The sequence below is a fragment of the Pseudoalteromonas sp. MB41 genome (assembly GCF_020966275.1).
In the GTDB taxonomy this organism is placed as follows: domain Bacteria; phylum Pseudomonadota; class Gammaproteobacteria; order Enterobacterales; family Alteromonadaceae; genus Pseudoalteromonas; species Pseudoalteromonas lipolytica.
The window spans coordinates 603,623-626,889 of the sequence record NZ_JAJJZF010000001.1; the positions used below are offsets into that span (position 1 = coordinate 603,623).

The 23,267-nt window shown below is 41.5% G+C and carries 21 protein-coding genes; 15 read left to right on the top strand and 6 right to left on the bottom strand.

The annotated features are described in order from the left end of the window. Positions 1-74: 74 nt before the first annotated feature. Positions 75-665, top strand: coding sequence for a LysE family translocator (locus LPA49_RS02740; RefSeq protein WP_074989061.1), 591 nt, complete (start codon positions 75-77; stop codon positions 663-665). Between the two features lie 31 nt (positions 666-696). Here LPA49_RS02740 and LPA49_RS02745 read toward each other — a convergent pair whose 3' ends face one another. Together LPA49_RS02745 and LPA49_RS02750 are read right to left on the bottom strand one after the other, a co-directional pair. After that, positions 697-1,878: a hypothetical protein gene (locus LPA49_RS02745; RefSeq protein WP_230235392.1), complete on the bottom strand. Its 1,182-nt coding sequence runs from the start codon at positions 1,876-1,878 to the stop codon at positions 697-699. Positions 1,879-1,911: 33 nt separating this feature from the next. Beyond that, positions 1,912-3,102 (bottom strand): ROK family transcriptional regulator, encoded by a 1,191-nt coding sequence (locus LPA49_RS02750; RefSeq protein WP_074989007.1) that lies wholly within the window; start codon positions 3,100-3,102, stop codon positions 1,912-1,914. Between the two features lie 269 nt (positions 3,103-3,371). On the opposite strand from LPA49_RS02750, the gene LPA49_RS02755 reads away from it, so the two are divergent. The 8 genes from LPA49_RS02755 (at position 3,372) to LPA49_RS02790 (ending at position 14,912) form a co-directional block, all read left to right on the top strand. Further along, positions 3,372-4,472, top strand: coding sequence for a substrate-binding domain-containing protein (locus tag LPA49_RS02755; protein WP_074989008.1), 1,101 nt, complete (start codon positions 3,372-3,374; stop codon positions 4,470-4,472). Between the two features lie 8 nt (positions 4,473-4,480). After that, positions 4,481-5,449: an ABC transporter permease gene (locus LPA49_RS02760; RefSeq protein WP_230235394.1), complete on the top strand. Its 969-nt coding sequence runs from the start codon at positions 4,481-4,483 to the stop codon at positions 5,447-5,449. Then, on the top strand, positions 5,442-6,215 hold the full coding sequence (locus tag LPA49_RS02765) for an ATP-binding cassette domain-containing protein (RefSeq protein WP_074989010.1): 774 nt from the start codon (positions 5,442-5,444) through the stop codon (positions 6,213-6,215). Before LPA49_RS02760 ends, LPA49_RS02765 begins: the two co-directional genes overlap by 8 nt. A gap of 12 nt (positions 6,216-6,227) precedes the next feature. Next, a complete protein-coding gene (locus LPA49_RS02770) occupies positions 6,228-7,826 on the top strand; it encodes a glycoside hydrolase family 3 protein (RefSeq protein ID WP_230235395.1) in 1,599 nt (532 codons plus the stop codon). A gap of 110 nt (positions 7,827-7,936) precedes the next feature. Next, positions 7,937-10,513, top strand: coding sequence for a TonB-dependent receptor (locus LPA49_RS02775; protein ID WP_230235396.1), 2,577 nt, complete (start codon positions 7,937-7,939; stop codon positions 10,511-10,513). Positions 10,514-10,882: 369 nt separating this feature from the next. Then, positions 10,883-13,060, top strand: coding sequence for a carbohydrate-binding protein (locus LPA49_RS02780; RefSeq protein WP_230235398.1), 2,178 nt, complete (start codon positions 10,883-10,885; stop codon positions 13,058-13,060). A gap of 135 nt (positions 13,061-13,195) precedes the next feature. After that, a complete protein-coding gene (locus LPA49_RS02785) occupies positions 13,196-13,948 on the top strand; it encodes a hypothetical protein (RefSeq protein ID WP_230235399.1) in 753 nt (250 codons plus the stop codon). 49 nt (positions 13,949-13,997) lie between these two features. Further along, the gene (locus tag LPA49_RS02790; RefSeq protein WP_036966753.1) at positions 13,998-14,912 is read left to right on the top strand and encodes a hypothetical protein; all 915 of its coding nucleotides are present in this window, start codon (positions 13,998-14,000) and stop codon (positions 14,910-14,912) included. 3 nt (positions 14,913-14,915) lie between these two features. On the opposite strand, the gene LPA49_RS02795 is transcribed toward LPA49_RS02790, so the two are convergent. After that, positions 14,916-16,205: a S8 family serine peptidase gene (locus tag LPA49_RS02795; RefSeq protein ID WP_230235400.1), complete on the bottom strand. Its 1,290-nt coding sequence runs from the start codon at positions 16,203-16,205 to the stop codon at positions 14,916-14,918. A 174-nt stretch (positions 16,206-16,379) separates the two neighbouring features. On the opposite strand from LPA49_RS02795, the gene LPA49_RS02800 reads away from it, so the two are divergent. From LPA49_RS02800 to LPA49_RS02815, 4 genes are all read left to right on the top strand, one after another. After that, on the top strand, positions 16,380-16,871 hold the full coding sequence (locus LPA49_RS02800; RefSeq protein ID WP_036966749.1) for an RNA polymerase sigma factor: 492 nt from the start codon (positions 16,380-16,382) through the stop codon (positions 16,869-16,871). Then, positions 16,871-17,566 carry a hypothetical protein gene (locus LPA49_RS02805; protein ID WP_036966746.1) on the top strand — a complete coding sequence of 232 codons (696 nt, stop codon included), beginning with the start codon at positions 16,871-16,873 and terminating at the stop codon, positions 17,564-17,566. Before LPA49_RS02800 ends, LPA49_RS02805 begins: the two co-directional genes overlap by 1 nt. An 11-nt stretch (positions 17,567-17,577) precedes the next feature. Next, the gene (locus LPA49_RS02810; RefSeq protein WP_230235409.1) at positions 17,578-18,054 is read left to right on the top strand and encodes a hypothetical protein; all 477 of its coding nucleotides are present in this window, start codon (positions 17,578-17,580) and stop codon (positions 18,052-18,054) included. Positions 18,055-18,130: 76 nt separating this feature from the next. Beyond that, the gene (locus LPA49_RS02815) at positions 18,131-19,270 is read left to right on the top strand and encodes a GGDEF domain-containing protein (protein ID WP_065978617.1); all 1,140 of its coding nucleotides are present in this window, start codon (positions 18,131-18,133) and stop codon (positions 19,268-19,270) included. Here the strand turns inward: LPA49_RS02815 and LPA49_RS02820 are convergent. Next, on the bottom strand, positions 19,267-19,788 hold the full coding sequence (locus LPA49_RS02820) for a cytochrome b (protein WP_065978618.1): 522 nt from the start codon (positions 19,786-19,788) through the stop codon (positions 19,267-19,269). The two genes, LPA49_RS02815 and LPA49_RS02820, sit on opposite strands and share 4 nt — an antisense overlap. Positions 19,789-19,872: 84 nt before the next feature. Continuing rightward, the gene (locus LPA49_RS02825; protein ID WP_230235425.1) at positions 19,873-20,688 is read right to left on the bottom strand and encodes a LytTR family DNA-binding domain-containing protein; all 816 of its coding nucleotides are present in this window, start codon (positions 20,686-20,688) and stop codon (positions 19,873-19,875) included. Positions 20,689-20,906: 218 nt separating this feature from the next. Between LPA49_RS02825 and LPA49_RS02830 the strand changes: the two genes are divergently transcribed. Together LPA49_RS02830 and dps are read left to right on the top strand one after the other, a co-directional pair. Continuing rightward, on the top strand, positions 20,907-21,326 hold the full coding sequence (locus tag LPA49_RS02830) for an HPP family protein (RefSeq protein ID WP_036966736.1): 420 nt from the start codon (positions 20,907-20,909) through the stop codon (positions 21,324-21,326). Between the two features lie 248 nt (positions 21,327-21,574). Continuing rightward, a complete protein-coding gene (dps, locus tag LPA49_RS02835) occupies positions 21,575-22,093 on the top strand; it encodes a DNA starvation/stationary phase protection protein Dps (RefSeq protein ID WP_036966733.1) in 519 nt (172 codons plus the stop codon). A gap of 67 nt (positions 22,094-22,160) precedes the next feature. On the opposite strand, the gene corA is transcribed toward dps, so the two are convergent. Next, on the bottom strand, positions 22,161-23,117 hold the full coding sequence (gene corA / locus LPA49_RS02840) for a magnesium/cobalt transporter CorA (RefSeq protein WP_065978620.1): 957 nt from the start codon (positions 23,115-23,117) through the stop codon (positions 22,161-22,163). Between the last annotated feature and the right edge of the window lie 150 nt (positions 23,118-23,267).

The window sequence follows — 23,267 nt, forward strand, 5'->3', positions numbered from 1 at the left end:
AAAACAACATTAAGCGCGATAATTGCGTGCATTTCAATCTATAATTGCAACTTAACAAACAGGGAGAGACTATGATGAGTTTTGAGATGATGACAGCACTGGCGTTATTCGCCCTCGTTTCGTCAATTACCCCTGGGCCCAATAACTTAATGTTGATGAGCTCAGGTGCCAATTTTGGTTTTAAAAGGACCACACCGCATATGTTTGGGGTAACGTTAGGCTTTATGTTGATGCTCTTTTTAGTTGGCCTCGGCATTATGCAGCTGTTTGACTTATTTCCGCTAAGCTACCTCATTCTAAAAGTGTTTTGTGTTGTTTATTTGTTATATCTCGCTTATAAAATAGCCACCAGCAACGGACAACAACACACACAAAATAAAGGTAAGCCTTTTACTTTTATTCAAGCGGCCCTTTTCCAATGGGTGAACCCTAAAGCATGGGCAATGGCGCTTAGTGCGATAAGCTTATACGCTCCAAACAAAAACGTATCAGCGGTATTAATCGTCAGTGCCGTATTTGGTTTAATTAATTTACCTTGCGTGAGCTCGTGGACCTTAGTAGGCGAAAAACTACAACACTGGCTTTCAAGCCCCACTCGTTTAAAACTATTTAACTACTTAATGGCACTACTTTTAGTCGTGTCGGTCTTGTTTAGTTTGCTTTAGTAACGGGCCTTATTTAAAAATGAGACCAAGATTACAGAAATTGAAACTGTTCTACTTGTGTAAGTTTTAACTTTTCAATTTCTTTTTTAGCGTTTTTACAATGGCGACGTAACTTAGATGGCACATCTTTATTGTCAATAATGCTTTTAAGCAGTGATTGATATCGTGCAGTTTGAGCATTGGCAAAAATTTTACAATAGTAAGCGATACCATCGAGCATATTACCATCTGTAGTTTGCTTATTGAGCCATAGTTTACTGGCTAAAGCATCTAAATATTGCTCATCATAGACACCTATCCTGTCATATTTCCGACCAATACGTTGCGTATCTATTCCATCGGCTTGGTTAACCACATCAATAAACTGATAATGCTCTTGACTACTTACGTTATGAGTAAGTCTAGAGTAAAACTGCTGGTCTGTCTGTGACTTAACCATTTCAACAGCCCCAATATCTTTATAATGATATAACTGTATTTCGGGGCTATTATTAAAAAAGCCTTTTTCAATTACACGGATATGATCAGGCTTTCCTAACTTTGTAACTACAGCATCGACACTCAACCCTCTCTCTAGAAAAAATAATGGGTTATCAAATGGTTGATTGGTAATTAAGATTGACTTTTTAGGTGTAGCTTGATTTTTTTCAGGCTCTGGTAATTTGACTTCCCCATCAGATAACATCGCAATTTTTGTTTTACTTTCGTCAGGGTCACCTTCAAGTACAATGGCATCTGAAACTTGCTTTCCTGACATATTTTCAATCCATACAGATGAAAAATCGGGGCTTAAATACCCTTTGACAACATAATGTTGATTAGCTTCGGGTGTAAAAGACACATCACCAGACACGATAAAATTGCTTCCCGCATTGAACATATAATTGATGGGGGCGGCATGGTGTACTTGTGCAACTAAAGTTAATGTCATTGGCTCTGTCGGTACTTCACGGCTAAATCCAACCGGAGTAAGTAGCATTCCTTGCCCATATGATGCCTGATGCGTAGCCCGAATAGAATTATTAACCTGTTTTCCATCAACTTTGCTTAAATAAAAAAACTGCCCAGAACTCGTGCTCCCCACCTTGTAAGTATCATCAAGTTTAGCCGTGTTGCCTTGGTAGTTTTTAGGGATCGGGTTGTATGTTGCTACACAGCCAACAAGTGATGAAGCCAGCATAATGATGGCAAAAAAGCTTGCTATTTTTCTCATTTTTAAACCTAACTAACTATTTTAATTATTATTTTAGCTTTCAGAAGCATACACTAAGTGTTGAATTTGGGAGCATTGAAGCTCAAGTGGCATGTAAAGCGTTTGCATATTCTTACGACTCAATGCGGCATGAAGTGGTAAAGTGGCAAGCCCCTTAATGGTGATGTTGGCAACATCAGGGGTTTTAATTAACCTAACAACCTCTCTGTCACCATATTGAGAGATAGAAGGTATAAAAGGCCGTAATTGCTTAATTAGTTTCTCTAATAAAATATCACTGACATCACCACCAATGATGATTGTTTGCGTATTCAAAAGTGACTCAAGCGTATGAATAGCAATGCGCAGAGGCTCGGCGGCTTGGTCTACCCACCTATCTAAATGTTTACTTACAGCTGATTGGGTAATAACTTCTTCTTGCGTTAAATCATTTAAATTAAGCATCGCTTTTAAGGATGTTATCGATGCAAAGTCGTTTAACCGTCCTAACTCGGCTGTGCTTTCATCTGTTTCTGGTGTTACAAAAATATCACCTAACGCGCCTGTTAGGCCATTTTGACCAAGCAAAATTTGCCTATCATACACCACCGCTGATTCAACTCTTGAGCCTAAGTGTACAAAAATAAAGTTGTGAAGTTGCTGTGCTTCTCCAAATAACATTTGAAAAGCAGCACACGCCGAAGCTGAGGTTTCAAGCGCCACGGGTAATTGCAACTTATTGGCTAAACGTTGCTGCCATTGCTTGTTAAATGTAAAACGATTAATCGCCGTATCATCACTGACTTCGAGTGATAACCCAACGCCTAAAATTAATGACTTATCAATATTATCGATTTGCACTAGCGTGTCGACTAAATACGCTGCTTTATCTAACAGCGCATCAGGTTCAACCAAGGTATGCAGTCGGTTTATTTGCTCACCATTTAAGTAGAAAAGTCCCACTTCTAGTTCGTTATTCAACACTCTTATCGCAATGCTATAGGCTGCTTTCTTATTTAAAACGAGCATTTTAGACGGTTTTCCTGCACCTTCTGCCTTTTTAATCCCGACTTCTTCTACTAGTTTTGCCGCTAGCAGCTCTTCAACCATATTGGTGATTGTTTGCTTTGTAAGCTGAGTATTTCGCGCAATTTCCACACGCGAAACAGGGCCTTGAGTAACAATTTGCGAGAGTACAAGACGCAAATTTATCGCTTTATTTTGCTTTGCGTTAGATCCTTTCACTGTAAGCCCACCTTTTTTACATCTTTCTTCGTTTACAACGTCTTACGCAGTTTAAGCTATCGTAACAGGAAACCGAACAAAAATTAATTAGTAAAAACATTTGACATATTTATACTCATGCATAAATATGATTATAAATAAAACAACTTAGAAACGTTACTTTTACTTTAATTTCACATTGCAAAACAAGCTTACCTATAAATTACAATTAGTTACAGTAGGCTATGATAATTAAGTCAAAGTACGTGCATTAAACAGGATTGTTTAACATGTCATCGACTAAAAAAAACAGCAAGCAAAGCATACTCAAATCAGCAAACCGCTACTTTTTACACGTATTATGCTCGTTATGCTTTTACAGCTTTGCTTTATCGGCACAAGATAGCCAAACAATAGACTGGTCAAAAGCAGCGAATGCCAGCGACATAGCGCTCTCTTCAGAACAAATAAAGACTATAAAAAATAAACACCTTACCGCAGCACTCGCTTGGCATGGCGCAAGCCCGTGGATCAATGCCGTTAGCCGCGGAGCAGAAGATGAGTTTAAAAAGCTTGGTATCAAAGTGATTGCACAAACCGATGCGCAATACGACCCTGCAAAACAAGTGGCTGATTTAGAGAATATTTCAACTCTAGAACCCGACCTCGTTTTATCTCTGAGCATTGATGGCATAAGCACTAAATTAAGCTATCAAAAAATACTTGCCGTCGGCGCCAGACTGGTTTTATTAAGTAACCCGATTCCAGGATTTAAACATAACCAAGACTATGTCGGTATTGTGACTGATGACATGTTTGGTATGGGAGAAGCAGCCGCAGAATTAGTCGCGCAAGCATCAAATAATGCGGGCAAAGTAGGGCTTATTTTCCATGATGCTAACTATTTTATTACCAATAATCGCGATCAGGCTTTTCGAAAGGCCTTAGCGCGCTACAGCAATATTAAAGTGATCAGCGAAAAAGGCTTCGTAAAAGAACATGAAACAAGCAATATCGCTGCAGCAATGCTCTTACAACACCCTGAAATAGATACTCTTTATGTATCATGGGATGCCGCAGCAGAAGGCGTTATTGAAACGCTACGCTCGATTGGCCGTAAAGATATAAAAGTTATTACCCATGATTTAGGAGTAAATAACCTGCTTGATATGGCGATGAATGGCAATGTATACGGCACCATTTCAGACAGACCCTACGACATTGGTAAAACCATGGCTCGCATTGCAGCTGGGGCTGAAATAGGTATTCAAGCACCTGAATTTACACTGGTCCCTTTCGACTCAGTGACCCACGAAAATATTGCCCCTATTTGGCAAAAAGCATTTAAAGCACCGCTGCCTAAATTACTTGATTTAGCATTAAAACAATAAGGAACGACATGAGCATAAATCAACTAACACTAAACCAAATAAAGGGGATCGCGTTGAAGCGAGAGTTCTTTATTTACTATATTTTTCTGACCGTGATGCTGCTATTTACCATTACGCTCCATGACAGTGGCTTCTTTAGCCTCACCAATTTCATGAATATCGTAAGACAAACAGCGCCCGTCACTATTATGGCTATTGGACTTACGTTTGCATTAGCCGTTGGGCATATTGACTTGTCAATTGGTGCCGTTGTTGCACTTTCGGCGTTAGTCGGCGCGATTTTGCTACAGCATGTAGGCATTCCTCTTGCTGTTGTTGGCGCCTTGAGCGTGGGACTCATTGTGGGCCTTATTAACGGCTTACTAATCGAGCGCTTGCAAGTGTCTTCATTGCTTATCACCTTAGGTACAATGGGCGTAATTACAGGCGTTGCACGACAAATTACTAATTTAGAATCTGTGCCAATTATCGACCAAACTTTCACTGCTTTATTTGGAGCGGGCGAGCTTTTTGGTGTGCCTTCCTTACTTATTTGGACTGTTGTGGTAGCAGCAATTGCCTACATTGTTCTAACAAAGCTTTCTTTTGGCCGTCATTTACTCGCCGTGGGAGGCAGTCCAAAAGCAGCCCTCGCCATGGGCATTAAAGTGACACGCATTAGACTTTATGCATTGGTTATTTCTTCTTTAGCAGCGGCGCTTGCAGGCTTGTTGTATGCCGGTCGTTTACATGGTGCACGCTACACACTCGGCGAAGCAGACTTATTAACTGTGATTGCGGCTGTTGCCATTGGTGGAACCAGTCTTTTTGGTGGTCGCGCTTGCATTATTGGCGCAATTTTAGGCTCGTGGTTAATGGGTATGATCAATAACGGGTTAATCCTTTCTGGTTTTTCCACCAATGAACAAATGATTGCGCGCGGTGTAATTTTAGTGATTGCCGTTGCTATTGGCGTCAAGGAGTTAAAAAATGGTTAGAACAGCACTCGACCAAGTGGCCTTAGAAGTCCGAAATATACAAAAAAGTTTTGGCGGTGTTCACGCACTTCAAGGGGTTAACTTTACCATTAACAAAGGCGAAGTTGTTGGCTTACTCGGCGACAATGGCGCTGGGAAATCAACCTTAGTTCGCTGTGTTTCAGGCATTCATAGCCCAGACGAAGGCGAAATAATCGTGAATGGTCAAGTGGTCAATATTGACTCCCCTTTAGATGCACGCAATGTTGGGATCGAAACAGTTTTTCAAGACCTCGCCATGGTGCCAGAGTTCAACATTACAGAAAATTTATTTCTGAACCGTGAAATAAAACACAAAAACCCTATTCTTCGTCGACTAGGCTGGCTTGATAAAAAAGCCATGGAGAAAAAAGCCAAAAAAGCATTAAACCGACTTAACAGCCGTATTCCTAGTTTTGAAGAACAGATTTACCGTTTATCGGGCGGACAGCGCCAAGCTGTGGCCATTGCCCGCGCTGTAAACTGGGGAGCTGATATCGTTATTATGGACGAACCAACAGCCGCTTTAGGTGTTGAGCAAAGTGCCCAAGTCAATGAGCTTATCAACCTTATCAGCTCTCAAGGCGTTGCCGTATTATTGATCAGCCATAATATGCAGCATGTCGTAGAAACATGTGACAGAGCGGTTGTACTTTACCAAGGTAGATCGGTTGCCGATGTTGCTGTATCCGAGGTAAGCAAAGAAGACTTAGTTAGCCTCATCACAGGCGCTAAAACAGCAGCATAAGGAAGTATAATCATGAGCATAGAAAAAAAAGTAGCCCAATTAATCGACACCTTGCCCTTAGCCGAAAAAGTGGGTCAACTGTTCTTACTCGCTTTTGCAGGTAATGATTACGAATACGCAAAAGCATTAGTCAAATACTACCATGTGGGTGGTTTTTATATCACAGATGACAACGCTGCCAATCCTAAAGAGGCAACGAATTTGGCGACTATGCTACAACAGGAAGCCGCTTTAAGAGCATGTGATGTCCCTTTATTACTCGCAGTAGATCAAGAAGGCGCTTGGGGAATACTCACACACCATACCGATTTAGGTCCCGGTAATCTGGCGCTGGGCCAAGCAAATGATCGCGCACTTACCGCAGACATGTACCAAGTTTATGGTGAGCAAATGCAGCAAATTGGTTACAACACCCTGCTTTCGCCTTGTGCTGATGTCAACGCAAACCCTAATAACCCGATTATTGGCTTACGTGCTTTTGGTGAAGAAACGGTTGGAGTTGCCCATCATGTCAGCGCTGCAGTCGAGGGAGCAAATAAGTCGGGAAACCTGTGTTGTGCAAAACATTTTCCTGGTCATGGTGATACACAGAGTGATTCACATCAAACCCTCCCCATTGTAGATAAATCTTTTACCGCACTCATGCAACAAGATTTAGTTCCGTTTAAAGCCGCTATTGAGCAAGGCGTAGGGCTTATTATGACAAGCCACATTTGCTATCCGCAAATAGACCCTAAAAACCCCGCAACTCTATCGAAGATCATATTGCAGGACATTTTACAAAAACAATTGGGTTTTAAAGGGCTAATTATTACCGACAGCATGAATATGTGGTCAATGAGGCATAATTATGAGCCTGCCGAAGCCGCTATTAAAGCGCTTGAAGCAGGTGCTCATATTGTCATGTTAAGTGAGGAGCATTACGAAAACAGCACAACCCCCTACAAAGAAATTCAAGCGGCGACTATTCTAGGGGTTATCGACGCTGTAAAAAATAACGTTCTGGATGAAAAAGTCATTAATGACCGGCTTCAACAGGTACTCGTGTTCAAATATAGGCACTTTGCAGATTCGCCGACGCCAACGAACAGTCTGCTTAATAAAGCCTCTGACATTGCAAAACTTGCAGCAGAGAAAGCCATAAAAGTATTAAGAAATGAACAAGGACTTTGGCCACTCAACACTCGTCCATTTACCTTAGCATTTGCTGCAAACCCGCAAGGTTACGAAAAAATAACTAACGATAGAGGCATAGGCCCCAATGATCCTTTATCGGCTCAACATGTCATTGTAAGTACGCTGCAACAACGCAATACGCCCCACACACTGCTTAGCTATCAGCAACTGTTAGCGGCTCTGAACAGCGACGACTTCGAACTCAACACCCCCCTTGTGCTAGTAACCGAAGATTACCCTTTGCCCGGCGAGTCATTTGATGTTTCTGAGCAACAAAAAATACTCAAAAAGGCAATCGATAAATGGCCCGATCAGCTTATCGTTATTGCCATGCGCTCTGACTACGAACTCGAAAACCACCCGCAGTTAAAAACGTATATTTGCGCCTACTCAAGCAGAGCGATTAGTGCAGAAGTTATAGCAAAACTGTTATAGAGCGTTCATAAAACAACCAAATTAAACTTGACAATTAGTCAAAATGATTTAATAAATAATTAGTAAATCAATTTTATTAATTATAACGATAACAAAAAAAGGATAACCTAATGAAAACAACCACTGCTTTAAAAACCCATTATTTAACGCTATGCATAATGACAGCGCTATCAAGCGTATCGCTGTCAACTTATGCTCAGCAAAGTGAATCACAGGCACAAGAAAACAAGGAAATGGAGACCATTGAAGTACGGGGTATTCGTCGCAGCCTGACCGAAGCATTAAACACTAAGCGCTTTGCAGATTCTGTTGTAGATTCTATTTCAGCTGAAGATATTGGCAAATTCCCAGACAAAAATATCGGTGATGCCATGCAACGTATCCCTGGTGTGACTGTCGTACGTACATTTGGCGAAGTAGCGGGTGTAACCGTACGTGGCACAGCACCAGAACAAAGCATGGTATTACTGAATGGCCAAAATGTTGCCAGTGTCGGTTGGTTTGATTTAGGTGGAATGAATCGAAGTTTTAATTTTGAAATGCTGGCAGCAGAACAAATTTCTGGAATGGATTTATACAAATCAGCCGAGGCCGATATCAACGAAGGCGCAATGGGAGGCACAGTTAACCTCAGAACAAGAAAACCACTTAACTTAGAAAGTGGCACCGTTTACGCTTCTGTTGAAAACAGCTATCACGCCAATGCTAAAACATGGTCACCCGCTTACTCAGGCCTTGTAAGTTGGAAAAACGACGATGAAAACTTTGGTGTTTTAGTTGCCTACTCTAATGAAGAGTCAAAAGTATACCGCGAAACGCTATCAAACTTTGGTCCCGCTGGTAACACCACATTTGTCGATACAAATGGTGTAGAGCGCCAATCATATGGTGCAATGTCATCCATTTTATTTGATGAAGACAGAGAGCGAAGCAGCTCACAAATCACGCTACAATACGCACCTAGCGACGCCTTAAGCATGGATTTAAACTACAACTTATTTGAACTTGAAAATAGCCATGTAAACTCAGCACAATTTGCTATTGTCGGCTTTGGGCAAATGCAAGGTGACTCTGTTGTTGTCAATGATCAAGGTATTGTCACAGCTGCAACATCACTTGCGTCGGGTCCTGGGCTTGCTCCCCTTTTCAATAATACCGTATTACGAACACCCAAAATGCAAACCGATGCACTGAATTTTTCGGTTAATTACAATGCAGACACATGGTCAGCAGACTTTGTAGTTGGTCGCTCTAATGCCGAAGGCCGTACTTTACAGTCAAGTACGTGGTGGGGTGATATTACCGACACTGCAAACTCAAGCTTTAGTTTTGACGTTGCAGGACCTTTGGAGTTAATTCCAACAAACCCTGATTATATGAGCGATCACAGTAACTTTGCGCTATTTCAAGAGTTCACATTTATTAACTACAAACGCGATAATACGATTGATTACGCCCAAGCTGATTTTACTTTCCAGCTCGAGTCAGGCTTGTTTACATCGATACAAGCAGGCTTGAAAGTGCAAGAGCAAGTTTTTTCATCACAAGGTGATTTCCAAGATTTAGATGTCGCTGCAGCTCAAGCAGATAACTTAACCCTCGCCGATTTCAATGGTGGCTTTGTATCAGGCTTACACAGTGCTGAAGGTCGTGCAGGCAGTTTGTCAGCATTCCCTGTTGCAAGCACCGCAATATGGGATTACGCACACAAAAATAAGCCTTCTGAAATCACCGTAAAAGATGCTTTTTCGATTGAAGAAGATATCACTGCTGCCTACGTGAAAAGTAATTTTTCGGGTGAAGGCTTTAGAGGTAACATCGGCTTACGCTATGTCGACACAGATATTCTCTCAACCGGCAGCATTAATGGCGAGCCAGATAAAATCAACAAAAGTTACAGTAACTACTTACCAAGCTTTAACTTAGCTGTTGATTTATCTGAAGAGATGATTTTTCGTTTCGCCGCAGGTTCTGCAATTTCACGCCCTGATTATGACGATATGAAAGTGGCAGATATCATCTCAGAAAGCTTTCAAACAGCCAATGTCGGCAGCCCCGAGCTTGACCCCTATAAGTCAGATCAATATGACATGGGTATAGAGTGGTATTTCAGCCCATCATCTATTATCGGTGCTACATTCTTTATTAAGAACATTAGCGACTACATTGAGCAAACCACCGTTAAAGAAAATTACCCTGGTTGCGGTCCTGAATGTCTTGTAACACGTTCAAGAAACGTCGGTACAGCCGATGTACGAGGCCTTGAATTACAATACCAACAAGACTTTGATAATGGCTTTGGTATTCAAGCAAACTACACCTATACAGACAGCAGCCGCACAAATTCAGCGGACGAAGAAGTTCCTATTGAAGAAGTATCACAAAACTCATTTAACCTATCTGGTTACTATGAAAATGAAATTTTCAGTGCACGACTAGCCTATAACTACCGCGATGACTGGGTTCGCCAGTATAACGGAAGTAGTTTAGACAGCATGAACGACCCGTATGATCAATTAGATGCATCGATTGTTTGGCATGCGACTGATTATCTAGATATCACCCTTGAGGCAGCTAACTTATTGAACGAAGCCCTCGTCTTACGCCAACCAAAAGCAGGCAACATTGTGCACAGCGTAGATGAATTTGGCACCCGTTACTTTGTTGGTGCAAGTATACGATTCTAGACACCTAATTATGCATATTTTTGCATAATTGTAAGCAGCCATCGGCTGCTTGCACAACAGATAAGGCTTACGTTTTTCCTTATCTAGCTCTTTTAGCTAACACAGAGCTCCATGCTCTACCATAAGGCAAGTTGCCCAGCTTGCCTTACTTTCACATCTCCCAAAAAAAGCCCCAACACATTAGTAAAAACATTTGACTTATTTTAAAGGTACAACTACTTTTAATCTCAAGGTGAATAAACTGTTAACAAAAAACACCTTAAACCCAAATATATGGATAGTTCATACCGTACTTTTAAATTTTTCAGTAATTCATTGGTATGTGTTGAAAAAGCCATGAATAACAACATAAGCAACAGGAATAATCGAATGAAAATTACAAAAACAGCGGCAATAGTAGGCCTTGTTCTCAGTAGCTCAGCGTCAGCAGGCACAGGTGTGCAAAGCTTTTTAGATAGCCTAAGAGACTTTGAATCTGGTATTAACCCAAACCTTGCAACCTTTTACACTGACAACCTCAATAACCCTGTTTATACATACGCAAAAGTATCTGCCCCGGGTCGCATGATCAGAGACTGTTCAACGGGCAGTATGATCCCAGAACCCACTACCATTAATGAGTTCTTTACTAAGCTTGGGGTTGACGACATTTACAACCCACAAACGCCTAATGACCCACAAATGTTCAAAAGCATGCAATATAACTCAATGAACGCATGGGGATTTGTTGGTTACCAACTAGGTGAAGCGGTCTTGATTGACGCTGGATACTACAGCCCAAAAGTTGTCGAAATTGATGGTGTTGAATACGACAGCTTTTATGTGTTTGTTGATGATTCAACCTGGATTGGCTGTGAAACCGAAGCACTAGTAGAAATTGTTGGCTCTGGCGGTAACATGATTCTAGCGACAGATGTAAACAAGTGGGAAGGTAATTTTGTTGGCAAAAATGGAGTTAACTCATTTCAAGACCTTCTAATTCCTGACAATCAAGAATTAGTAATGCGTGACGCGATGCGTTTTAATTATGGCGTGATGACACAGTTACTGCAGGATGCAAACATGACATGGTCTCAAGCATTAGCTAAAAGCTGGCCCGATACTGACGATGCTGGTAATGCAATCCAAGTTCAAGCAACTATGTCTGGATTATTAGCCGCAGCTCACCTACGAGGTGCATGGGGCACGGCCAGACTACTTACCAACGATGAAATAACCTGTGATGAATTAGGCACATGTATCACTAAATATGTTCATAAGTTTGGTGGCTACAATACACTATTTGATACCCCTGCAAATGACATAATAGAAGGCTCACAGTACGATGAAAGGCTCTCTGCTGGGTGGGGCAATGACAGCGTTATCACGGGCGGTGGCAGCGATATTATTGAACTTCATGAACAAGCAGGCTCAATCACAACATTAAACGACTTTACTATCGGAGATGATTTAATTGTGCTTAGAGACTGGCAAGTGGCGAGTCCTCTGGCTAATTTAACAATTGCTGATGTAGCCCAAGGCGTTGAGCTAACATTCTCAGGTCAAAGCGTTGTAATCAAAAATGCTTCTGCTAGCCAAGTAAATCAAAATACTTCAAATGTAATTGCAGAGTCAAAAATATACGAAATAGCATGGTCAGGCACGCAAACTGTTAATGGCTTTAATCCTTTATTAGATAAAGTGCGTGGTACCGCAGGTATTGGTTTCAAACATTTAAAAGCATACGAAACAGATACATCGCTTGTAATTGGCATTCAAGCACAGGATGGAGGAATTTACAGCTCTATTGAATTAGTAGGCTTAACATTGTCAGATCTTACGCCAGAAATGTTCGATAACGTCACAGGTGGCTTTGACCGTTTAGGCTACATTGTACCTTTAAGCAACCAAAACTGGGGCTGGAATGTAGAGTTAACAATCAATAATTTTGATATTGATAAAACGGTAATAAGTATGCCGCTATTTAATTACAGTTACTCTATGTTAGTGCTTACACAAGAAAATAATGACACCGTCATTACACTTAATGAGTCTTCATCTCAGGGGGACCAAAAACGGTTAATTTTGAAAAATGTTGATGTTTCCACCCTATCGGCTGCTAACTTTGAGTTCATCTCAGGTAACTTCAGTGAAGCAACTATTGATATCCCTGTCTATTTTGACATAACAGCTCAAGTTGTTGGTAACGGCGGTGTTATCTCACCGACGCCAGATGCAAGTAATGTTATTGCAGCTCAAGGTAATCAAGATTTCACTCTTAACTTTATTGCTGATGCTGGCTACCGTGTAGCCACTGTAAAAGTGGATGGTATGCTCATTGCTGATCCTCAAAGCTCATATACATTTAATAACCTATCGGCTGCCCACTCGGTGGAAGTCACATTTGAAGTGGGAACCAGTTGCCCTGCAGCGTGGAATCCTACAGCTGTGTATGTAGGAGGCGACCAAGCGACATACAATGGTCAAACCTATGAAGCCAAATGGTGGTCTCAAGGGCATCAACCAGACTTAGGTGACCCATGGAAACTAGTAACATCTTGTAATTAATGAATAAAAAGCCGGGGCATTTAACCTCGGCTTTTTAACCTATTAGCACTTTTTAACAAGCTTATAAAAAATTGGGAATAAATATCTCGTCTGTTCGTTACCTCTATGTCAATTCGTAAAAAAGAGGACGAGACAATGACTCACTTTAAACAAACTTTAATCGCAATGTGTGTAGTAACTTCAGCAGGTTTAACAACGGCGAGCTATGCTGCAGATGTGCAATTATCGGTATCAACCGACCAACAAGCTTCAAGTAATATGCAAACATCTCTTGCACCGGCTAATGCAAGTCAAACAAGCACGACATCATTGATGCAAAATAGCCAAGTTTCAGGCTCAGCGACAACTCAAAACTCAGCCACAGAAACAAACACGACTACGAGCAACAGTGCACAAACCAATACTGAAACAAACACGGCTCAAAATGCTGAACAAACGCCTACTGCAACTACCGCAAGCTCACTTAATAGCATTAATGAGTCTGCCAACTCAGTGAGTGTAACAGCGATATCAAACCAAGCAGGTGCAACTATTGATAACAGCGTATCGATGGTTAATGCAATGACCACAAGTAATGCGTTTAACCCTACAGCACTGACCTTGCAAAACCAGCTAGATCAGCAAACAAGTTCATTAACTCAAGCGAACATAACCGAGCTCCCACTGCTTGATGTGAACCAAGTATCTGCCATTAGCAACAACCTACAATCAAGCCTGTCAGGGAATGTGCAACAAGCCGCTATCGACTCTGTGCAAAGTAGTGTTGAGCAAACGGTAACTTCTACAGTGAGTAATAGTGTCAGCCAACAAGTTGCTGACCAAGTCACCGCGACCACAACAACAGAAGTGGTTAACAGTATCCAAAATAGCCTTAATTTAGGCCTTTAAAGTCGTGTTGTGCCGGGTTATTACCCGGCGCACTTTTAAGGAGGTCGCTATGCGTACACTAACAACACTTGCTGTAATGAGTGCAATGACGTTAAGCATTCATGCAACCGCAGCCGATGCAACGTTTAATACACATGCTCAGATTGGTTTAACGAGCAACTCAGATTTAGCAATAAAAGAGCTCGATGTCATTTCATCGCAAAGTGACACTGGCACCTTGCTGTCTGCGGGTCTAAGTGCAGAATTTAAAGCAACCGATGCGCTCAAGTTCACACCCAGTTATCGTTATGAAAACACCAATTACCATACCTTGGATCAATACGACTTATCGCTCCATCAATACGGGTTAGACACAAATTATAAGCTAACACACACTGACATTGGCTTTCGTTATGATGGTGCAACAGCCCAAGTGGCAAACAAAACATTTTTAACGCTCGACCAAGGAAGTCTTTACATAGGTCACTTTGTCAATAACACCACATATTTAAGAGCAGCATTGAAAGCGGGTGAAAAACAATTTACCACTCAACCTGCACGTGATGCACAAAGCCTTGGCCTTGACACCAGTCTTTTTTATTTTATAAATCAAGGTAATACCATGTTGCTACTGGGTGCGAGCCTCGACAAAGAAGAGGCAACTGAGCAACAATATGACTTTTCTGGCTGGACTTTAAATACGCGCGTTTCACACACGTTCACCGCTTTCGGCAACACAAATAAAGCGAGCATTGGTTGGCGATATCAAGATAAAGACTATCAAGAGAATCCAAACGATATGCTCACTGAGCCAACTCCATCACGTGATGAAAGCCGCCATATTTTAACCGCGCATTGGCAACTATCGCTGCTTGATTCGTTAAGTTTAATTACCGAAGCTGAGTATGGGGATTATCAATCTCAGTTAGAGGCAAATACGTACACACAAAGCATTGCGTCCATTTCTTTGCGTGCTGAATTTTAAGCCTTAATAAGTGATTGAGCCATGCCCAAACACGCTATCTTTTCCGGGTTTTCCTTTATCGACTGCACGCTCAACTAACTTATTATAGATAGAATGGGGTGTGTAATCGGGGTTCGCCGCCAAACATGCAGCAGCCGCAGTCACCTGCGGCGCCGCCATTGAAGTTCCTGATTCAATCCCTAAACCACCGCCCGAGTTTAGTGTTAATACGTTGACACCTAAGGCTGCAAAATCAATGTAGTCACCTTTATTTGACCAACGGTATATTTGCCCATTTTTATCAACCGCACTCACTGCAATAACATTTTCATACGCCGCGGGATAAAGCGGCAATGCAGCGGGGCCATCATTACCGGCTGCTGCAACAAGAGTCACTTGCTGCGCAATTGTCGCCTTAATTGCTGCCGCTAAAATAGCATTATCTGGCCCAGTAAAACTCAGGTTAATCACTGGAACTTGCGCAGCCACCAGCCAATTTAAGGCATCAACAATAGCAGCCAATGTGGCACCCTGTGACAAGTCTGATTGACGATAAAAAACCGCCGCGCTGTATAACGTTGCTTGGTTTAATAATGGCGATAACTTGGCCGTTTTACCAATCATAACACCGGCGACCGCAGTGCCATGTAAGTCAGGTGATGCCACGGAATTGGGCAGAAATGACCGAGTCTCAATGGTGCTCCCCACAAAACCAGGGTGCGCCAAGTTAAGTGCGCTGTCGATCATGCCTACCCGCACAGGCAAGTCGCAAACGGGCAGGTTTTTATGTGTATTAACGCCTTGCAAAGGACCTTGCTGCGCTTGATAAATGTGATTACGTCCTAATAAGGCCGCATCATCTATCGACAAAAGACGTTGTAATTGAGCTTTTGAATCAAACTGTTCAGGCACCACAAATCGTAATAAAACCATTCCCAAAGCATCGTATGATTGACGACTGACTATCTGTGCACCAATGTGCTCTAGCTTCGCTCTATGCTGCTCATTGGCTAACAAAATCCATTGCCGTTCGACGGCTCTAAAACCCTGCTCTGTTTCGATTTCTATGAATGCTGGTTTTCCTACCGTATTCAAAATGGCCAACCGGCTGGGTAATGCGCTTATATCAGTCGCAAGTTGTTGAATAGAATCAATGCTAGGCAATGCGCGACGTGGAATATCGAGCCTATCTTCAATACGTTCAATAGCTGGGTCTATCTGCTCTATAATAGGGCTGATCGGTTTTATAACCGCGGCATATAAATTACTCGACATGAGCAATAACGTGCCAAAGGCAACATCTTTTATTTTCATGTTACAGTCACTTCTCTTTTGACTAAGGTTAAAGGTATAACGTTTGAAATAAAAATAAATTGCATATTTAGGGAATAAAAACAGTTTCTACTCGTTATAGTAGTGCGTGTAGGCTGAATCATTCATGAGTCACTTAATTTATAAGGCCGCACGCCCTAACAAATAAGGGAAAACATGACTAATACACTAACCAGTTTATTACCTGCACTTAGGCGTTTTGCATTTTCGCTAACCGGCAACCAAGCTGATGCAGATGACGTTGTGCAAATTACCATCGAAAAGCTATTGGTAAAAGGAATTCCTGACGATATTGAGCCACTAAAGTGGGCGTTTAAAGTATGCCGTAATGTATGGATTGATGAATATCGCTCGCAAAAAGTAAGGTTAAAAGCGGTTCAAAATACCGATTTACAAGAACCCACATGCGATGATGGGCAGGAACACCTGGCGACCTCGCAAACTCTTAAACGCGTCAACCACGCTTTAACTACCCTGCCCGATGAGCAGCGTGCAATCATCTCGTTAGTTGCAGTGCAAGGCATGGCTTATAAAGACGTTGCACACACGCTAGATATTCCTGTTGGAACCGTTATGAGTAAGTTATCGCGAGCTCGAAGTGCCTTGTATCAATTAATAAAGCCTGACTTCACTAAGGAAAACGCCTAATGATTGACGACCAAACTCTCAGTGCCTTTTTAGATAATGAATTATCAGCGCAAGAAATGGAGCGAGTTCGCAGCGCCATAGCGCAAAATGAAGACCTTGCCATACGCCTTGCCGAATTAAGCGAAGTTGATTTACTAGTGAAACAACATGCTGAGCAAATTGATGCAATGCCACTGTCTAAATCGCTAGAAAAAACCCTTGGCAAGCAAACAAACGACACGGTTGTTTCACTGTCGAAGTGGCAAAAAATAAAACAAGCCAGCCGTAAGCAACTCGCTGTCGCAGCAGGTATTGCTGTGCTATTTACTGTGGGCGTTGCCAGTTTAACGCAACAACAGCAATTAAATATTGAACAGCCCATAGCAAATGCATTAGAGCAGCAACTAAGCGGTGACAAAACAAATATAGATAGTGCACGCTCACTTACAGCACAATTAAGTTTTATTAATTCGACGGGGGACTTTTGTCGACAGTACACCCTTTACCAACAACAAACACAGCAGTCTCATATTGCCTGTAAAGAACACGGTACTTGGCAACTTAAAGTCTCTACTGAGCAAAAGCCCTATGATCGACAAACATATAGCCTCGCGAGTAACACGTCAGCGCTCGACACCTTTATCGATAATACAATTAAGGGGCAGCCGCTCGACCGCACTCTAGAACAGCAAGCACGCGAGAATAAGTGGCAATAGGTAAAATAACCATGAAGTTTTTAATCACACTATTAATAACCCTTATTCTCAGTGGCTGCAGCAGCACAAATCAACATAATGACATTGATAATCGTGTTGGACTGACAATTAAGCCGCTCGCAGAAAACCAATATGTGCTTCGCTATAAAAGTAATAGGCTATCAAAGCAAGGCGTGCTTGATGCTAGTTTGCATCACGCCGCCAAACTAACTCTAAAACAAGGTTACGACTGGTTCGTTGTCACCACGCAAGATACACACATATCGCACAACAATACAGCGCTTAACTCGCACAGACAAACTGCAACTTATACAACACGCTGTGGTTTACTTACCTGTTCAAGGCAAGCTTCACCTTACCCTAGTGAGTCGCCACCCCACATTGCAAAGCGTGAAATTACAACACAGTTAATCATTGTTTTGGGAAAGGGGATCAAACCCAGTATTGATGCAATAGATGCTTATTCACATATTCATCACCCTGAATAATCAGGGATATATCTCTTTCTCGCGGGGAAACTTTCTGTGCTACTCTTTACTAATACAGCGCATTTCAGTGTGACTCATGACTGGTAGCATCGAGAACTATTTTTATCACGGGTTCTATATTTTCTTAATGATCACCGTTATTACCTGCTCGGTTATTGCCACAAAATTAATGACCAGTGGGTTTAACAGTCGATCAATCTCACTATTTAACCTGTATTTCTATTTAGGAATGGCGGGCTTTTCGTGGTTATGGATACAGAATATTTTTGAGCTCACACCTGACTTTCGCTCAGGTGTCGCCATGTACGTGCTCTCTATTATGTTGCTTCAGTTAGCTATTTTTAATTACGACGAAAAGTCTCGCTTCAACCTGCAAGTAATAGCCTTTAGTCTCGTATGCGCCGTGTTTATATTTTTTATGAAAACCATAAACCAATTAGCTATCGCGCAGCTAAGTTATACATTTATAACTCTGCCCGTTCTTATTTATGTCAGTTTCAAACGCGCCATACTAAAAAGTAATATAGGCAATGGGGTACTCGCCACTGCCCTGTGTATTTTATTGATCATCGCAATAAGCCAATTAGCCATTGTAGTCTCTGGGAACCTAACTGTTGCGGTGCTTTATTCGCTAACGGTTGTTGGGCATGCCACTGTGTTTGTGATGATAGGACTAGGCCTCATAACAACGTTACTTATCGACGAGAAAAAACGTTACTTAGACCTTTCTTTAAAAGATCCCCTCACCAATTTATACAACCGCCGAGGGTTACAGTTTATACTTGAACAACAGCGTTTATTAACCTCAAAACACAACTCAAAACTGTATGCCAGCGTGGTAGATATAGACTACTTTAAACGTATCAATGATAGTTATGGCCATGAAGGGGGAGATCTCGTACTTGAAGTATTCTCTGAACTGTTAAATCACCATTTAGCCAAACAAGACTTATGTTGTCGTTTGGGCGGAGAGGAATTCCTCATTTTGAGTTTTGAGCCCAGCGAAAATGCAGCCCAACAAAAGCTAGAGACGCTTCGGACTATTGTTGAAACCAGCGAAATTGTTTTTCATGAAAATAACATCACACTCACTGCCAGTTTTGGACTAACCCGTTGGCAACAAGATGACACATTCGATAACCTAATTAACCGAGCAGATAAAGCGCTCTACTCGGCTAAAAATAAGGGCAGAAACCGGGTTGAAATAAACCTTTAAAGCATGGCTTTTAAAGTCATATCTTTATCAATAAAGTGATGCTTAAGTGCCGCTAAGATATGTAACGACAGCGCGGCTGATAATAAATAACCACACAAAATGTGAACTTGCCATCCTGCCTCACTTAACCAAGCAATAGAGGCAACCGCCTCGCCTGCCTCATTGTAGTTACTAGCAATGAGTTGCCACGAAAACAAGCCAATACCAAAGCCGCCAAACCCACTATAAAATGCGCCAGAAACAAGCATGATAGCTAATAAAGTTAACAGCCCCCAATGATAAACATGCAACCATTTGGTAAGGTGATTTTGCACAGCTGATTGAAACGGATTTCGTATTCGATAGATAATTCTGGCTACCCATAGCATCGCAATCATAACCGCTATCGACTTATGCCAGTGGTATAAGCTGTAATCGGTAACCCAGGTCATGTAGTAACCCATTACAATCACAGTCAAAACCAATAGCGCACTCAACCAGTGCAAGAACTTATGCGTAGTTTGCTTGGTGTTTTTCATTTAATTAATCCTTAAACAATGATTTTCATGTGTTCAAGAATAATGATTAACCTTATGATTTATATAGAACTGTGACGAAATCACCTATTTTGTGATGAATGAATCTTCGACGCTGAGCAAATCAGATACACGGGCTTTAAACGACTTACTCACTGGCACACTAAAACCTGCAGCCATCGTCAATTTGCGCTTATTGAGCGCTAGATTAAAATCAGCAATCTGGCCAACATTAACAATATAACTACGGTGTACTTGGCAAAATGTGTCAGACGGTAGTTCAGAATATAGATGTTTAATGGTATCTCGCTTTAAGTAACGATTCTCAACGGTCTGTATCTCTAAGTAATTACCTGCTGACTTTATAAAAACCACTGACGCTAACGGCAGCTTTTTAGCGACTCCTTTATGGTTCACTTCAATATAGTCAGTCTTTTCAAGATGCTCAGAGTGTTCAGGTAGGACCGTCGCAGGTGTTGACTCTGCTTGTACCGTGAAAACATGCCACAGTATTAATACTAGAGTGCTCGCAATGAAGTATTTTGGAAAAAGCTGAGTAACCGAGGCTGCGAGCGCATAACCATAAAAATCAAAATCTATTAAAATACGTAAGCTAATGATCAATGAGATGCTCATCAATAACATCGTAGGATAAAAGTAAATTCTACTTTTAACGCGCGCTTTTAAATTAAAAAATGCAACAACTCCTATGCTAAGCACGCATAAGCTTCCCCACTCTTTTAACCAAAATAATTGTGAATCAAAAAATTGGTAATGACCGCCACCAATATAGTGACGCCAAAAAAAGCAATAGGCATTGAATAACAGAAAAAAAGCAAACCACGCACCTGCTGCGCGCTGCCAAGGCTCAGTGAGATGCCGCCATAATTTATTTATTGCCATAACTTTCTCCTTTTAAGCTCTAAGAAAGTAGCAAATATACAGCCGTGTTAAAAAGTACTTTTAGTTATATTTAAAAAGCAATGAAAGTAACAATGGCAGGCTGTCACTGCTGATCTAAAAAATTTCATCGATCAATAAAACTTTGATCTGAACAAAGTGTATTCAGCCCAATTAAAGCTAAACTTATACCTTATTAATTACTTTGTAGGGAATAAACCATGACACACCTCGTCGCCGACTTAATGACTCCAGACCCATTTGCGATTAGTGCGCACAACACCTTGCATGATGCCCACAATTTAATGAAAGAAAAAAACATCCGCCACATTCCCGTTATTAACGAGCACGGTGGCTTAGTAGGCATGCTCACGCAGAAAATAATGATTGCCCAAGTAATGAACATTATGGCCAACTTTAGCGCCAGCGCACTCGAGCGAAAAGAAAAGCAAACCAAAGTAGCCGATATCATGGCAACCGATTTCACCAGTATTTCTGCAAAGCAGCCACTGCATGAGGTGGCTAAATTCTTTGTCGAGAATCGTCATGGTTGTATGCCCGTTGTCGACGAAGACAATAACCTAGTAGGTATTTTAACCTCGTCTGACTTTGTTCGTTTAGCAGCTGCATTGTTATCTTGATATATAAACAAGTAATTATTTCTACCACCGCACACTGAATTTTTTACATTCAGTGTGCAGAGTTTTCATAATGAGCTAAACCCGCAAACCTCACGGCACACCTCAAAATAAAAAACAAACAAATAAAAACAACAACTTATAAATATCATTAATTTTGGTACAACGCTTGCTCCTCTTTAAATAACTTCGCTTTCTGGTCATTACAGAAAGCATCATGGAACAACTTTTTAAAGAAACTCGGAGGAGTAATGAGTAACACATCATCGAAAGTCGCAGAATTCACAGCACCCGGTGTTAATAACCAATCAGCCGCTGACACGATTGCTATTTTAGACCAACGTATGGTCGCTTTAATCGATTTACACCTCACTTTAAAACACATTCATTGGAATGTAGTCGGCCCTAACTTTATTGGTGTGCACGAAATGCTTGATCCACAAGTAAGTGCCGTACAAGAAATGACCGACACTATCGCAGAGCGTATAGCAACTATGGGTGGCGTGCCCGTAGGCACACCTCAATCGATTGTCGACCGTCGTAATTGGAAAGATTATTCAATTGGCAAAGGGCTCGTAACCGACCACTTGTCAGCCCTTGATAAAGTGTATAACGGGGTGAATAAAGATCACCGCCAAGCCATTGAAAAGTTAGCCGAGCTTGACCCTGTTTCTGAAGATATGATCACAGGTCAATTAGCAGATTTAGAGCAATTTCAGTGGTTTGTTCGTGCGCACATCGAATCGTCAACGGGCGAACTGAAAAGTTAAACCCTCCCTTCTATCCGAAGACCCCTTGCCCAGCATCTGCTGGGCTTTTTTATTTATTAAAACAACGTTATAACCAGCCTTTGTGTTTAAAAAATAAATAAGGGGCAAAACCCGACAACAACATCACGCCAATCGCGAACGGGTATCCCCATGCCCAGTTAAGCTCAGGCATAGAGTTAAAGTTCATACCGTAAATACTGGCAACCACGGTGGGAGGTAAAAACACCACTGAGGCGATTGAGAAAGTCTTAATTATTTGGTTTTGCTCAATATTAATAAAGCCCTGAGTAGAATCCATTAAAAAGTTCACCTTATCAAACAAAAAGGTGCAGTGAGACATCAAGGTATCGATATCGAGGACAATTTCGCGCAGAGACTCGCGGTCTTCGCTGGGCGCTCCCAAATTACGCAGTAAAAACGAAATGTTTCGTCGCGTATCCATTAAACATAAACGTACTTTACCGTTGTTGTCCTCAAGGCGAGAAATTCGGCTCACTGCTTCCTCAAGATCTGAGTCATCCTCTTCGAGTACATACGCACTGAGTTTTTCGAGTTGATGATGCATATCTTCAAGCATATCTGCATGGTTTTCGACCTTTTGATCGAATAAAGTCACGAGTAATTGTTTAGGGTTATCACATGCCACTTGCCCTTTGCGAGCACGTAAACGCAATAAACGAAAATCGGCTAATTCATCATCGCGAATCGTTAGCAAGCAGTTATCTTGCAGTAAACATGCGACCGTCACCGTATTAAAACGCCCTTCGTTAGGCGACATAAACAATGCATGCACATGCAAGCCTTCGTGGTCGATAAAACACCGCGATGATGCTTCAATTTCGTCTACATCATCCGCCGCAGGAAGCGTAATATTTAATGTGCTTGCAAGTGCTTGGCGCTCTTCTTCACTTGGATTAATGGTGTCTATCCAATGCGCATTTTTAATAGCGGTTGCTAAAGGTGTATCGGGGGCTGGCTCAGTTTCGGTGATCACACCTTGGTTAATAGAAAAAAATCGTAACATACGCCCTGCCCTAATTAATCAAATTACTGAAATACTATAGTTGTTCGTCATAATGAACAATGCTCAATTTGTTAAGGCTAAAAAAAAGCCCCAACAAAGGGGCTTTAAACTTTATAATGGCAGTATTGCTATGCACCGAGCTGTTGCATT

Bases quoted from the DNA above. Each gene is read 5' to 3' on its own strand.
- LPA49_RS02740 (WP_074989061.1), top strand. From the start codon at position 75: ATGAGTTTTGAGATGATGACAGCACTGGCGTTATTCGCCCTCGTTTCG.
- LPA49_RS02745 (WP_230235392.1), bottom strand. From the start codon at position 1,878: ATGAGAAAAATAGCAAGCTTTTTTGCCATCATTATGCTGGCTTCATCA.
- LPA49_RS02755 (WP_074989008.1), top strand. From the start codon at position 3,372: ATGTCATCGACTAAAAAAAACAGCAAGCAAAGCATACTCAAATCAGCA.
- LPA49_RS02760 (WP_230235394.1), top strand. From the start codon at position 4,481: ATGAGCATAAATCAACTAACACTAAACCAAATAAAGGGGATCGCGTTG.
- LPA49_RS02765 (WP_074989010.1), top strand. From the start codon at position 5,442: ATGGTTAGAACAGCACTCGACCAAGTGGCCTTAGAAGTCCGAAATATA.
- LPA49_RS02770 (WP_230235395.1), top strand. From the start codon at position 6,228: ATGAGCATAGAAAAAAAAGTAGCCCAATTAATCGACACCTTGCCCTTA.
- LPA49_RS02775 (WP_230235396.1), top strand. From the start codon at position 7,937: ATGAAAACAACCACTGCTTTAAAAACCCATTATTTAACGCTATGCATA.
- LPA49_RS02780 (WP_230235398.1), top strand. From the start codon at position 10,883: ATGAAAATTACAAAAACAGCGGCAATAGTAGGCCTTGTTCTCAGTAGC.
- LPA49_RS02785 (WP_230235399.1), top strand. From the start codon at position 13,196: ATGACTCACTTTAAACAAACTTTAATCGCAATGTGTGTAGTAACTTCA.
- LPA49_RS02790 (WP_036966753.1), top strand. From the start codon at position 13,998: ATGCGTACACTAACAACACTTGCTGTAATGAGTGCAATGACGTTAAGC.
- LPA49_RS02795 (WP_230235400.1), bottom strand. From the start codon at position 16,205: ATGAAAATAAAAGATGTTGCCTTTGGCACGTTATTGCTCATGTCGAGT.
- LPA49_RS02800 (WP_036966749.1), top strand. From the start codon at position 16,380: ATGACTAATACACTAACCAGTTTATTACCTGCACTTAGGCGTTTTGCA.
- LPA49_RS02805 (WP_036966746.1), top strand. From the start codon at position 16,871: ATGATTGACGACCAAACTCTCAGTGCCTTTTTAGATAATGAATTATCA.
- LPA49_RS02810 (WP_230235409.1), top strand. From the start codon at position 17,578: ATGAAGTTTTTAATCACACTATTAATAACCCTTATTCTCAGTGGCTGC.
- LPA49_RS02815 (WP_065978617.1), top strand. From the start codon at position 18,131: ATGACTGGTAGCATCGAGAACTATTTTTATCACGGGTTCTATATTTTC.
- LPA49_RS02820 (WP_065978618.1), bottom strand. From the start codon at position 19,788: ATGAAAAACACCAAGCAAACTACGCATAAGTTCTTGCACTGGTTGAGT.
- LPA49_RS02825 (WP_230235425.1), bottom strand. From the start codon at position 20,688: ATGGCAATAAATAAATTATGGCGGCATCTCACTGAGCCTTGGCAGCGC.
- LPA49_RS02830 (WP_036966736.1), top strand. From the start codon at position 20,907: ATGACACACCTCGTCGCCGACTTAATGACTCCAGACCCATTTGCGATT.
- dps (WP_036966733.1), top strand. From the start codon at position 21,575: ATGAGTAACACATCATCGAAAGTCGCAGAATTCACAGCACCCGGTGTT.
- corA (WP_065978620.1), bottom strand. From the start codon at position 23,117: ATGTTACGATTTTTTTCTATTAACCAAGGTGTGATCACCGAAACTGAG.